This window comes from Mycolicibacterium parafortuitum (assembly GCF_002086815.1).
GTDB lineage: Bacteria > Actinomycetota > Actinomycetes > Mycobacteriales > Mycobacteriaceae > Mycobacterium > Mycobacterium parafortuitum.
On sequence record NZ_MVID01000001.1, the window covers coordinates 1 to 13,144 of the forward strand.

At 68.6% G+C, this 13,144-nt stretch carries 11 protein-coding genes; 7 read left to right on the plus strand and 4 right to left on the minus strand.

Annotated features, from left to right (window positions below):
- The 3 genes from BST38_RS29585 to BST38_RS00010 form a co-directional block, all read right to left on the minus strand.
- Positions 1-88 (minus strand): hypothetical protein (locus BST38_RS29585; protein WP_237160638.1); only part of this gene is annotated, 88 nt, incomplete at its 3' end.
- Positions 85-516 (minus strand): Zn-ribbon domain-containing OB-fold protein, encoded by a 432-nt coding sequence (locus BST38_RS00005; RefSeq protein WP_083141183.1) that lies wholly within the window; start codon positions 514-516, stop codon positions 85-87. The genes BST38_RS00005 and BST38_RS29585, both read right to left, overlap by 4 nt.
- Positions 513-1,382, minus strand: coding sequence for an alpha/beta fold hydrolase (locus tag BST38_RS00010; protein ID WP_083141184.1), 870 nt, complete (start codon positions 1,380-1,382; stop codon positions 513-515). The genes BST38_RS00005 and BST38_RS00010 overlap by 4 nt, the downstream gene beginning before the upstream one ends.
- 202 nt (positions 1,383-1,584) lie before the next feature.
- Between BST38_RS00010 and BST38_RS00015 the strand changes: the two genes are divergently transcribed.
- From BST38_RS00015 to BST38_RS00025, 3 genes are read left to right on the plus strand one after another with little or no spacing between them, the layout of a single operon-like run.
- Positions 1,585-2,928 (plus strand): MFS transporter, encoded by a 1,344-nt coding sequence (locus BST38_RS00015; protein ID WP_083141185.1) that lies wholly within the window; start codon positions 1,585-1,587, stop codon positions 2,926-2,928.
- A 30-nt stretch (positions 2,929-2,958) separates the two neighbouring features.
- The gene (locus tag BST38_RS00020; protein WP_083141186.1) at positions 2,959-3,855 is read left to right on the plus strand and encodes an LLM class F420-dependent oxidoreductase; all 897 of its coding nucleotides are present in this window, start codon (positions 2,959-2,961) and stop codon (positions 3,853-3,855) included.
- 11 nt (positions 3,856-3,866) lie between these two features.
- Positions 3,867-4,763, plus strand: coding sequence for an ATP-grasp fold amidoligase family protein (locus tag BST38_RS00025; RefSeq protein ID WP_237160618.1), 897 nt, complete (start codon positions 3,867-3,869; stop codon positions 4,761-4,763).
- On the opposite strand, the gene BST38_RS00030 is transcribed toward BST38_RS00025, so the two are convergent.
- Positions 4,757-5,662, minus strand: a complete 906-nt coding sequence (locus BST38_RS00030) for an MBL fold metallo-hydrolase (RefSeq protein ID WP_083141187.1) — start codon at positions 5,660-5,662, stop codon at positions 4,757-4,759. The two genes, BST38_RS00025 and BST38_RS00030, sit on opposite strands and share 7 nt — an antisense overlap.
- Before the next feature lie 241 nt (positions 5,663-5,903).
- Between BST38_RS00030 and BST38_RS00035 the strand changes: the two genes are divergently transcribed.
- The 4 genes from BST38_RS00035 to BST38_RS00050 all read left to right on the plus strand — a co-directional run bounded on the left by BST38_RS00035 (position 5,904) and on the right by BST38_RS00050 (position 13,122).
- The gene (locus tag BST38_RS00035) at positions 5,904-8,459 is read left to right on the plus strand and encodes a SpoIIE family protein phosphatase (protein ID WP_083141188.1); all 2,556 of its coding nucleotides are present in this window, start codon (positions 5,904-5,906) and stop codon (positions 8,457-8,459) included.
- On the plus strand, positions 8,459-8,779 hold the full coding sequence (locus tag BST38_RS00040; RefSeq protein WP_083141189.1) for an STAS domain-containing protein: 321 nt from the start codon (positions 8,459-8,461) through the stop codon (positions 8,777-8,779). Before BST38_RS00035 ends, BST38_RS00040 begins: the two co-directional genes overlap by 1 nt.
- A gap of 125 nt (positions 8,780-8,904) precedes the next feature.
- Positions 8,905-11,214, plus strand: a complete 2,310-nt coding sequence (locus tag BST38_RS00045; RefSeq protein ID WP_083141190.1) for a SpoIIE family protein phosphatase — start codon at positions 8,905-8,907, stop codon at positions 11,212-11,214.
- A gap of 648 nt (positions 11,215-11,862) precedes the next feature.
- Positions 11,863-13,122, plus strand: coding sequence for a PE-PPE domain-containing protein (locus tag BST38_RS00050; protein ID WP_181792012.1), 1,260 nt, complete (start codon positions 11,863-11,865; stop codon positions 13,120-13,122).
- Positions 13,123-13,144 lie beyond the last annotated feature (22 nt).

Consider the following 13,144-nt stretch of genomic DNA (forward strand, 5'->3'; position numbering starts at 1 on the left):
CGACGACGCCGTATTCGGTGAAGTCGCGGCCCCATTTGCCCCAGGGGTGCATGCCCGCGCCGAGGATGTAGACCGGGTCCGGGCTCATTTCGCGATCCTCCAGGCGTGGGTGGTGCGTTCGACCCCGTCGTCGTCGGTGTAGAGGGTCATGGTGGTCAGTTCCATGGTCATGCCGACGTGTAGGTCGGCGGCCAGGGTGCCCTCGACGACCTTGCCGAGCACGATCAGGCCTTCGTCGGCGAGTTCGACGGCGGCGACGGCGAACGGTTCGAACGGGTCCGGGGACGGATACGGCGGGGGTGGGGCGTAGCGGTTCTCGGTGTAGGACCACAGGGTGCCGCGCCGCGACAGTGGGACCAACGCCAACTCGTCGCTGGCGCACCCCGGGTTGGGGCAATTGGTTTCCCGGGGCGGGAACACAAACGTCCCACACCCCACGCACTTCCCACCGATCAGATGCGTCGCACCGGACTCATCAGTCGCAAACCACCCGTCGATCGCGGGCACCGTGGTCATCGGGCAACCTTCCCGTCGGTCAGGAACGACAGCGCTGTGCGCTCGAATGCGGCCTTCGCCTCGATCATCACCCAGTGCCCGCAGTTCGGGAACACGTGGAACTCCGCGTTCGGGATCGTGCGCATCGGCACCAGCGCCATGTCCAGCGGGCTGACCCGGTCGTCGCGGCCCCACGTCAGCAGCGTCGGCGCCTTCACCTTGTGCATGGTCGCCCACGGCAGCGGGAAGTCGGCGTTGCGCATCATCTCCATCATCGCCGCGAACGCGGCCTTGCCGTACATCCGCCGTGCGGCAGCCAGGGTTTCGGGGTCGGTGGCGAGTTGCCAACGCTCCTCGATCAATTGCTCGGTCACCAGCGCCGGGTCGTACACCATCGAGTGCAGCCAGTCGACGAGCCGCTGGCGCGTCGGGTCCTCGGTGAACTCCTGCAGCAGCCGGATGCCCTCGCTGGGCCCGGGGGTGAAGATGTTCGTCCCGATCCCGCCGATGGTGATCAGCTTCCCGATCCGGGCGCCGTGATTGACCGCGAAGTTGATCCCGACGCCGCCGCCCATCGAGTTGCCGATGATGTCGACGCGGTCGAGGCCCAGCGCGTCGACGAACGCGACCACCGAGCCCTGCGCGTCCAGCATCGGATGACCGCCGAAGTCGTCGCTGACGCCGAACCCCGGGAATTCCAGCACCAGGCACCGGAAGTGCTCGGCGAAGACGGCGAGGTTGCCGCGGAAGTTGCGCCACCCGGTCACACCGGGGCCGGAGCCGTGCAACAGCAGCAGCGTCGGTCCGTCGCCGGCCTCGTGGTAGCGCAGCACCCCCGCCGGTGTCGCGACTTCACGCAACGAGTCGTGGTAGTCGATGGTGTTCATCCGCGGTGGCCCTCCTGCTTCGACACTCTGTGATCCCATACGGCGTCACACCATCGCAACCGGCGCACCGGTCAGCGGGACGACACACCGGCGTTCCTCGAAAACAGTCCCCGCAAAAACCGTTCCGGTGGGCGAGACCCCGCCCTTGCGCGCCGCCGCCCGAGCCCCACACTCGGCGTACTCGCTGAGTGGGAGGAGAACCGTGGACAGACCCTCACCGCCCGATCCGGGCGTGCTGCGCCGGGTCGCGGTGTCGAGCCTGCTCGGCACCGCCATCGAGTACTACGACTTCCTGGTCTACGGCACCATGAGCGCACTGGTGTTCGGGCGGGTGTTCTTCCCCGACTCGGACCCCGCGCTGGCGACCATCGCCGCGTTCGGCACCCTGGCGGCCGGCTACGTCGCGCGTCCGCTCGGCGGAATCCTGTTCGGCCACTTCGGCGACCGCATCGGTCGCAAGAAGATGCTCGTGCTGACCATGTCGCTGATGGGGGCGGCGAGCTTCCTGATCGGGCTGCTCCCGACGTTCGCCGCGGTCGGGGTCGCCGCGCCGCTGCTGCTGGTCGCGCTGCGCGTGATCCAGGGCGTCGCGATCGGAGGGGAGTGGGGCGGCGCGACGCTGATGGTGACCGAGCACGCCGAACCGCACCGGCGCGGATTCTGGAACGGCGTGATGCAGATGGGCTCGCCGATCGGATCGCTGCTGTCGGTCACCGTCGTCACCCTCGTCACGCTGCTGCCCGACGATGCGTTCCTGTCGTGGGGCTGGCGGGTCCCGTTCCTGGTGAGCGTGCTGCTGTTGGCGATCGGCATCTACGTGCGGATGTCGATCACCGAGAGCCCGGTCTTCGAGCATGCGAAACCCCAGGCGGCCGCGGCAGCCCGCATCCCGCTCGTCGAGGTGGTGCGCCGGCCCCGCCCGCTGATCCTGGCGTGCGCCGTCGGCATCGGTCCGTTCGCTCTCACCGCGCTGATCAGCACCCACATGATCAGCTACGCGACCACGATCGGCTATCACCGCACCGACGTCATGACCGCACTGGTGTTCACCTCTGTTACCGCCCTGATCGCGATCCCGTTGTTCTCCGCGGTGTCCGACCGGGTCGGCCGGCGCCCCGTCATGCTGGCCGGAGCGCTCGGGATCATCTGTTACGCATGGCCGTTCTACACGCTGGTGGACCTCGGATCGGTGGCCTGGTTGACCGTCGCGATGATGCTCGCGCAGATCGTGCAGTCGGCGATGTACGCGCCGCTGGGTGCGCTGTACTCCGAGATGTTCGGCACGACGGTGCGATACACCGGCGCCTCGATGGGATACCAGCTGGCGGCGCTGCTCGGTGCCGGCTTCACCCCGATGATCGCGAGCAGCCTGCTCGTCGGCGACGTGACCAACGTTCCGCTGGTGGTGTTGGCCGCGGGCTGCGGGGCGATCACCGTGCTCGCCGTCTGGCGGGTGCGGGAGACCCGGGGCATCGACCTCGCCACCGTCGGCGCCGCCGCGACCACCGGAGCCGCCGGCACGGCGATCGGCGAGGCCGCGCGGTGACCGCCGGACCCGGTGCGCTATGACCTAAGCATGCGTCTGGGACTCTCGACCCCGGTGGTCATCCAAATTCCCGGCGTCGCCGCCGAGTGGGAACGGACTGCCGACGCCGCCGACCTCCGTGCGGTCGCCGCGGCCGCGGATCGCCTCGGCTTCGACTTCCTGACCTGCTCAGAACACGTGCTCGTGCCCGCCGAGGACGCCGAGGTTCGCGGCGGCACCTACTGGGATCCGGTGGCCACCCTGTCCTATCTGGCGGCGTGCACCACGCGCATCAGGCTGGCCACCTCGGTGGTGGTGCTCGGCTACCACCACCCGCTGGAGCTGGCCAAGCGGTACGGGACGCTCGACCGACTCAGTGGGGGACGGTTGATCCTCGGCGTCGGGGTCGGGTCACTTCGCGCCGAGTTCGACATGCTGCAGGCCCCGTGGGAGGACCGGGGTGCACGCGCCGACGATGCCCTCACCGCGCTGCGCGCCTGCCTGTCGACCAACCGGCCCGGCTACGACGGCCCGTTCTACCGGTTCAGCGACGTCGTGGTCGAACCGTGCGCCGTCCAACCCCGCGTGCCGATCTGGGTCGGCGGGCGCACCGGCCGCTCCCTGCGGCGCGCGGTCACGCTGGCCGATGGATGGATGCCGTTCGGTCTTCGGTACACCGAGATCACCGAAATGATTGCCCGCCAGGAGATTCCGGACGGTTTCGACATCGTGCTGCCCGTCGGTGGGCTCGACCCCATCGGTGCCCCGGAACGCACCGCCGCTCAGCTCGGTAAGGTCGCCGCGCTGGGCGCCTCGGCAGTCACCTGTGGGGTCACGTCCCGGTCGGTCAGCCATTACTGCGAGCAGCTCGAGGCGTTGCGGCAAGTGGCCGACGTGTACGAGTGGCCGACCGAACGAGTCTCGGCGTGTCCGACCGATCCGCGCTAGACCGTCCACGGATGGCCGACGGGTCTGCCCGGCCGGTGTGGCGGCAGCGGAGCAGACTGGTCCGCGCGCTGCGGCTGTGGCGCACCCGCGACCCGCAGACCTTCCGGCAGAAGGTGCGGTACAAGATGCTGCGCGACCGTCGCCCGTTGGTGGTCACCTTCGCCGACAAGGCCGCCGTGCGCGAGTACGTGGCGGCGACGGTCGGGCCGCACTACCTGCCACGTGCCTACGCCGTGTCCGACGACCCGTCCGCGCTGCCGGAGCTACCCGAGACGCTCGTCATCAAGCCGACGCACGGCAGCGGTGCGGCGATCATCGTGTCGCCGACCGCCCCGCCGGACGCCCGGTTGCCGCCCGTCGCGCAGAGTTGGTCCTACACCCACATCCGCCCCGAGTTCGCCGACCGCGCGCACATCAGCGAGATCGCCCGGGCCTGGCTGGCGCACCTGTATGGCGAGGGACCGAACGCCGAATGGGTGTACGGACAGGTTCCGCGCCGAATCCTCGTCGAGGAATTACTGCTTCGCGCCGACGGTACGATCCCCGACGACTACAAACTGTTCGTGTTCCACGGGCGGTGCGCCTACATCGAGGTCGACGCCGCCCGCTTCGGCCGCCGCACCCAGGACTTCTTCACCGCAACCTGGCGACACCTGCCGCTGAGTGGGGGATATCCGTGGGCCGACCCTGTTCCGCGCTGCCCGGCCACCCTGGACGAGATGATCTCTGTTGCCGAAAAGCTGGGTGCGGAAACGGATTTCGTCAGGGTCGACCTGTACGACGTGGACGGTCGCATCGTCTTCGGTGAGCTGACGAGCTTCCCTGCCGGCGGCAACAGCCCGTTCGATCCCGAGTACTTCGACACCGAGTTCGGACGCCGCTGGACGGTGCCCCGCCGCTATCAGTAGTCCCAGTCCACCGGGACACTGCGGAACGCGTCACCGGCGGTGGCCACATGGCAGACCGACGGGAACGGCAGGTGGGTGGCGACCAGTGACTCTCCGGTGGCCGCGAGCTCGCGCAGCAGCTGGATCCGGACGCGGACGGACTCCTCGGGATCGTGCTCGAACCCGTTGTGCCACTGCGGGTTGTCGAAGCCCGGTGCGAACACGGCGTCCCCGGCGAACGTCAATCCGTCCCCGCCGGAGGCCAGTCGGACGATGCTGTGCCCCGGGGTGTGGCCACCGGTGCGGACCACCTGAACCCCGGGAGCCGGCTCGTACTCGGATTCGAAGGTGCGGATCCGGCCGCGGTACTCGTCGAGGAACCGCGCCGCGATCGAGCGCAGGGCGTCAGGCACGGGCGCGGGCATCGAGGTGTGCGAAAAGTCCGGTGCCTCCCAGAATTCGGCCTCGGCGGCCGACACATGCACGCGCAGGTCCGGACGCAACCGCTCCTTCACGCCTTCGGTGAGCAACCCGCCGACATGGTCCATGTGCAGGTGGGTGAGGACCACGTCGGTCACCGCGCCGAGGTCGATGCCCGCGGCCTCCAGCCGGCGGACCGTCTGGCCCGAGCGCGGGAAGTCGGGGAACTCCAGCCCGAGCCCGGCGTCGACGAGAATCGTCCGGTCGCCGGTGCGCACCACGACCACGTTGAGCGGCCAGTCGAGCACATCGCGCGGCAGGAACCGCTCGTCGAGCCAGTGCCCGAACTCGGCGGTGTCGGCATTGGTGGCCAACGTCCCCGCGGTGATCGGGAGTATCCCGTCGCTGATCACCAACACCTCGATGTCGCCCACCCGCACGGCGTAACGCGACGGCACAAGCTCGTCGAGTCCTTCTGCTGCGATGCGGTCTACGGTCATGGTCGCTCCTTCCGGTGGTCCTCTGCCCGGTCGAACTCGCCGCCGTGCGCGCATTCATCCCGGCCGGCGAAACGCGACGATCTGGACGCCGAGGCCGAAAATGCGGCTGAAAGCCGAAACGCGAAGTTCGGGTTCGTTTGCGGTCCAGTGGCGCAGGTTTGACGGGACCGCGGCGGGACACTCTGGGCATTCGTAGGGCAGGCCGTGCGAATCTGCAGGTCTGACGGTTTAGCGTAGGGGAATGGCCGACGACCTTGATGAGTCCCCGCATCCTCGTCGTCGCCCGCCGGAAGGAGACGGTCACACGAGCGCCGACTTCGACGAGCTGGTCGCCGCGCGCGACCAGATGGAGCGCCTCGTGCGGGCCATCGTCGCGATCGGCTCGGACCTCCACTTCGACGTCACGTTGGAGCGCATCGTCACCGCGGCGCGGGAGTTGAGCGGGGCCCGCTATGCGGGGCTCGGGATCCGCGCCGCCGACAACAGCCTCGTCTTCGTCGACGCCGGCGACGCGTTCGACGCGTCGGGTCTGGCCGACATGGACATCGGCGACGGTCTTCGCGTCGACGATCTGCGGCAGCGACCGGATATCACCGGTTCGCAGGAGCTGAACCTGCCGATCCGGGCGCTGCTCGCGATTCCGCTCACGGTGCGCGCGTCACGCTTCGGGTCGCTGTTCCTCGCCGACGACCGTCCCGGCCGGGTGTTCACCGATGCCCAGGAGAGCGCCGTGCGCGCGCTGGCGACCGCGGCGGCGGCCGCGATCGACAACGCCCGGTTGTTCGAGCGTGAGCGAGAGTCCGCCAAATGGACGAAGGCCAGCCGCGAGATCACCACGGCGCTGCTGTCCGGGGATCCGCAGACCGGCCCGTTGCAGCTCATCGTGAACCGCGCGCTCGAGCTCGCCGACGCGGAGCAGGCCATCCTGCTGGTACCGGGCGAATCCGAGGTGGCCGCCGACGACGTCGACACGTTGATCGTCGCGGCGACGGCGGGCAAGTACGCCTCTGAGGTGATCGGGAGACAGGTGCCGATGGCCGGCTCCACCACCGGCGGTGTGGCCCGTCGCGGCCTGCCGATGATCACGGATTCGTTCCAGTACCCGATCGAAGGATTCACCGACGTCGGTGAGCGTTCCGCGATCGTGATGCCGCTGATCGCCGACGGTGCGGTGCTCGGCGTCATCGCGGTGGCCCGGCGTCCCCACCAGCCACCGTTCGACGAGGCCTATCTCGAGCTCGTCGCCGACTTCGCCCGGCACGCCGCGATCGCACTGGCCCTCGCGGCAGGACGCGAGCATGCGCTGAACCGTCAACTGGCTCAGGCGGATTCGTTCGACGAGGCGTTGCAGGGCGCCGCCGACGAGTTACGCAGGCTATGGCGGGCGCGCCGGGTGCTCGCGGTGACCTTTCCGCGTCACGCCGGCGCCGCCGACGGTCTGCCGAGCCTGGTCGCCACCGGCGAGCCGACGAAGTGGACCGACCTTCCCGCCGACCTGCGCCGGATTCTGGTCGCGTTGTCCGACGACGACCTGCTCACCCCGAACACCGCGCAGCCCGGAACCGCGGGGATCGCCATCCAGCACCCCGAGGGGATTCTGGTGGTCTGGATCGAGCTCACCGATCAGCGGTCGTTCACGCTGGAGGACCAGACGCTGCTGACGGTCCTCGCCGGGCGCCTCAGCGCAGGCCTGCAGCGGGTGTATCAGGTCGACCAACAACGCGAGACCGCGCTCGCGCTGCAGCACGCGATCCTCGGTCCGGCCGACCTTCCGCCGGGATTCACCGTGCGCTATCAAGCCGCGAGCCGGCCGCTGCAGGTCGGCGGTGACTGGTACGACGTCGCCGACCTCGACGACGGGCGCATCGCGCTGGTGGTCGGCGACTGCGTCGGGCACGGCCTGGCCGCAGCCACCGTGATGGGGCAGGTCCGCAGCGCGTGCCGGGCCCTGCTGCTGGAGAACGCCAGCCCCGGTGCGGCCCTGGCCGGGATGGACCGCTTCGCGGCCCGGCTGCCCGGTGCGCAGTGCACCACCGCGGTGGTGATGGTGCTCGACCCCGCCACCGGGGAGATCTCCTACTCCAGCGCCGGACACCCGCCGCCGTTGCTGGTGCACGCCGACGGCAGTGCCCAGCAACTCGACGACGCCCACACCATCGCGCTGGGCCTGCGCCAGGACTGGCCCCGCCCGGAAGCGCACCTGACGATCCCGATCGGCTCGACGCTGGTGCTCTACACCGACGGGTTGGTGGAGCGCCGCCGGGTTCCGTTGGAGCAAGGCATATCTCGGGCGAGTGCTCTGATCCAGGAGCTTCGCGCGGCACCGCTGGACGAGCTCGCCAACGACATCATGACAGGGCTTGCCCCCGACGACGGGTACCAGGACGATGTGGCGCTGCTGCTCTACCGCCATCCCGCTCCGCTGGAACTGAGCTTCCCGGCCGACGCCAGCTATCTGGCGTCGACCCGTTCGGCGCTGCGGCGCTGGCTCTCCGGCGCCCGGGTGGAGCCAGGCCGGGTGATGGAGGTGCTGGTCGCCGCCGGTGAGGCCGTCGCCAACGCGATCGAACACGGTCACCGAGACGGCATGCCCGGCACCGTCAGCGTCCGGGCGACCGCCCTGGTGGATCTGGTCGAACTGATCATCACCGACACCGGCACCTGGAAACCCCCGGCGCAGCCGCCGGACACCTACCGCGGTCGCGGTATCGCCATCATGCGCGGGCTGATGGAGGACGTGACCATCGCCCATGACTCCGGCGGCACCACCATCCATCTCTACGCGAGGATCGCCTGATGCCCACCCTGCTGCGTCTGCACACCGACCGTCCCGGCCACGGGTCGGGCCTGCGACTGGCGGCCAGCGGCGAGATCGACCTGAGCAATGTCGACGACCTGAAGTCCGCGCTGGCGGATGCGGTCGCCGAAATCGGCAGCAGCGGTGAGGAACTCGTCGTCGATCTGGCCGAGGTCGAGTACGTGGACAGTGCGGCCATCAACGTGCTGTCCGCATACGCCGATGCGATCCACAGGATCGTCGTCCATCCGTATCTGCTCTCCACGCTGCGCGTCAGCGGGGTCACCGAACTCGTCACCGTCGACCCGGTGCAGCAGTGACCCGCCGCGCCGCGCCGCGCCGATGTCAGCCGAACGTGTGCGCGGACGGGGCGGCTGGTTGGATGGGTATTCGACGCAGGGGAGCGGCACACGTGCCGTCGGGCGAGAAGGTCAACTGACGGCACATGCACGGGGCGCAACGAGGTGAGCCATCCAGGGATGCCCCTGGCCAGCCCCCGACCCCACCTGCGGGCGGCGAGGCCGACGCCGACCTGCTCCCCGCCGGCACCCCGATCGACCTCGACAACTGTGCCAGGGAACCGATCCACATCCCGGGCAGCATCCAGCCCCGCGGTGTCCTCGTCGTGGTCGGTGAGCCGGACTTCGACATCCGCCAGATCAGCGCCAACGTCGACGACATGCTCGGACGGTCCGCCGAGGAGGTGTTGGGGCGGCATCTGTCCGCATTGATGGGGCCTGAGCAGGCCGCCCTGGTCGAGAAGGCCGCGTCGATCGTCGGGGACCTGCACCGGCGCAATCCGGTCGAATGCGTCCTCGACGTCGCGGGGGTGGCGCGCGATTTCGACGCGATCCTGCATCGCGGCCCCGGGGTGCTGCTGGTCGAATTGGAGATCGCCTACGGCGAGCGGCCGTACTCCTTCCCGAACACCTACCAAGCGGTGCGTGGCTGGGTCGAGGAACTCAATCACGCGGCGACGATGACCGACCTGTACGACACCGCCGCCCGCGCGGTCCGCAACCTCACCGGCTTCGACCGCGTGATGGTCTACCGCTACGACGACGAATACAACGGCGAGGTGGTCGCCGAGGCGAAGTGTGACGACCTCAATTCTTTTCTCGGGCTGCACTATCCGGCGACGGACATCCCGGCTCAGGCGCGGGCACTGTACGAGAAGAGCTGGCTGCGCCTGATCTCCGATGTCGGGTACACGCCGGCGCCGCTGGTCCCCGCACAGGACCCCGCGAGCGGGACGCCGCTGGACCTGACCCATGCGACGTTGCGCAGCGTGTCACCGATCCATATCGAGTATCTGCAGAACATGGGCGTGCACGCGTCGATGTCCATCTCACTGCTTCGGCACGGCCGGCTGTGGGGGTTGATCGCCTGCCATCACTACGCAGGACCGCATCTGCCGCCGTTCGGCACCCGGGCCGCCGCGGAGTTCCTCGGCTCGACGTTGTCGCTGCGGTTGGTCGACCAATTCGAAGAGGACCAACTGCACAAGCGGCTCGGGGCGCAGGCGGTGCTGACGAAGCTGACCGCCGCGATGATGGACGACGCCAAACCCATGGTGTCGACCCTGCTCGGCGCCCCGGACCTGTTCGACCTGGTACCCGCCGACGGTGTGGTCGTCGACATCGGCGGGCACCGCAGAACTCTCGGGTCGGTGCCGCCTGCCGATGTGGTGGCCGCGGTGGTGGCCTGGGCGCGTGGTGCCGATGACGAGGTGGCGCGGACCGACAGCCTGCCCCACGCGTTGCCCGAGGCCGGCATCGATCCACAGCTGGCGGCGGGCGCGTTGGTGCTCAATCTGCCCGACGGCCAGTTCGCCGCGTGGTTCCGGCGTGAGGTGCTCCGCTCGGTGGATTGGGGCGGTGACCCGGAGAACAAGGCGATCGCCGTCAGCGAGGGCGACGAGGTCAGGCTCAGCCCTCGCAAGTCGTTCGAGCGGTGGCGCGAGGTGGTTCGCGAACGTGGCGAGCCCTGGACACCGACCGAGGTCGAATCCGCCGACGCGCTGCGCCGCCACCTCGTCGAGTCGCTGTATCACCGCACCCGAGGCGCATTGCGGGTCGCGGAAATGGTGCAGCGCAGCCTGATTCCCGCGTCCATTCCGCAGCTGCAGAACTGGCAGCTGACAGCGCACTACGAGCCGGCGGCCGGTGACCGGGTCGGGGGCGACTGGTACGACGCGTTCACGCTGCGCGACGGCCGACTGATCACCGTGGTCGGTGACGTGGCGGGCCACGGGGTGACCGTGGCGGGCACGATGGCGCAGCTGCGCAACGCGTTACGGGCGCATTTGTTCACCGGAGCGTCGCCCGCCGAGGCCGTGCAACAGCTCAACGACTTCTGTCTGCACATGCTCGATGCGGCGTTCGCCACCGTGTTGGTCGCGCGGATCGACCTCGACTCGGGCGTGGTCGAGGCGACCTCGGCAGGCCATCTGATGCCGTACATGACCAACTCCGCGCCCACCGCGCCGGCCGCGCCGATACCGCTGTCCCCGCCGATCGGCGTCAGCAGCGCCACCTACACACAGGGGACCTTCGTCATCGAACCCGGTCACGGGCTGGTGCTGTACTCCGACGGCCTCGTCGAGCGGCGCGGTCAGGTGATCGACGAGGGCTTGGACCGGCTGGCCGACACGCTCGGCGGCGACGCAGACCTGTCGGCGTACGCGATCTGGATGACGATGGCCTCCGGGTTCACCGACGACGACGTCACCGTCGTCGCGTTGCGCAGACGCTGACCGTCGCGGGCCCCTGACTGCGCCGACGATTGATCCACAAGCTCTGTCCGACAAGACATGTGGGCCACTGCCGCGCGGACTCGGCGCCGTGCTGTGCCGAAGCCGCCGACGCGGGGTGTTCTCCGCGCGATCCCGTCCTGGATCCACCGCGCGTCCCAATCCGCCCGGATTGGTTTGCTGCGATGTCTACATAAATTCACTTATTGGTCAATAAGCCGGGTGGGGGTCGAGGCACCGCGCGGCGCCGGGGTGGCGTCGCAGACGTGGTAGCTCAGGGACTTGGCCGAAGCGGGTGGCGGGTGTGCCGAATCGATCGTTTTGGATTGCGAACTTTTCTTAGCAATCACGTTTCAGGCAACAATCTCAGGCGTGTTTTCAAGATTGTTATTGGTGGGACCAGAGTGATTGATGGTGTTTCCTGTACGCGCCAAGGTGGGTATACGCAATACGCTCTGCCGCGCGAGCGATTCTCGCACGACGTCAATAAGTTGACTTATGGCAAATACCAGCGAATTCGGGCGACTTCGCCGTAACGGCGGGCATGAGAACTTTGAGAATTTTGCTGTGTCGGGGTCCTTCGTAACTCATATGCTTCCCTGGCGCCGGTGCTCGGCGACCTTTTCATCAATACTTTTCCGGGGAGAACTCATGGGAATCAGCCTGCGCAAATCAGGTGTCGTATGCGGCACGATCTTTGCCTCAGCTGCGCTGGCGCTGTCCACCGCCACGCCGGGCATGGCCGCCAACACGGCCCTCATCATCGGCGGCATCTCGACGCCGTCGCTGACCGATCCGCTGATGGCGCCGCTGCTCGGCGGCAAGTTCAAGGATCAGCAGCGCGTCAGCGTCAAGTGGCCCGCACAGGCCGGCCCGATGACGGGCCGCGGCGATCTGACCCTCGGTGCGTCGATCGCGCAGGGTAAGACGAATCTCACCGCGCAGATCAACAGCGCCCTCGGTCAGGTCGCCAACGGCGAGAAGGTGACCGTCGTCGGCCTGTCGGCCGGCTCGCTCGTCGTGAACGAGGTGCTCCGCGAACTCGAAGGCAGCGCCAACGCGCCCGGCAAGGACAAGATCACGTTCGTGGTCGTCGCCGACTCCAGCCGCCAGAAGGTGATCAGCCAGGCGCGCTACAACAGCAACTTCGACTACACCTACCAGCCGGCGCCGGAGACCAAGTACGACGTCATCGTCGTGACCGGGGAGTACGACGGCATGGCCGACTTCCCGGACCGCTGGTGGAACGTGCTGGCCATCGCCAACGCCATCGCCGGTGGGATCTACGTCCACGTCCCGGTGATGTACGCCGATCTGTCGAAGGTTCCGGCGCAGAACATCTCGGTCGACACGAACTCCGTGGGCGGAACCACCACCCACTACCTGGTTCCGACCGAGAAGCTGCCTTTGGTGCGGCTGTTCCCGTCACTGGCCAAGCGCGAAGCCGAACTCAAGGCCAAGATCGACGCCGGCTACAGCCGCAACGACGTTGTGGCGCAGGCGACTCCGAACACACTGGTCGCCGCTGCCGCTCCCGTCGTCGTCCCTTCGGCGGCCGCCGAGGTGCCCAGCAGCGCCACCGTGTCGCTGCTTACCCCGAAAGCCGCTGTCGCGGTTGAGGACACCGCGGTCGACACCGAGGGTGACGATGTCGTGACCGACACCAAGGTCGACACGAAGGTCGACACGAAGGCCGACACGAAGGCCGAAGCCGCCGAGGCCGAAGCCGCCGAAGCCGCCGAGGATGCCAAGGGCGCCGATGCGACCGAGGCCGCCGACGACAGCACCGTCGACACCAAGGGCGCCGAGAGCGCCGACAGCGCCACCGAGCGCAAGGCGAGCAGGCCCGCCAAGGACGCACAGCCCGCCAAGGACGCGAAGTTGTCCGACTCCTCGGAACCTTCGGAGTAACCTCCCCGGGCTCCGAGTGACA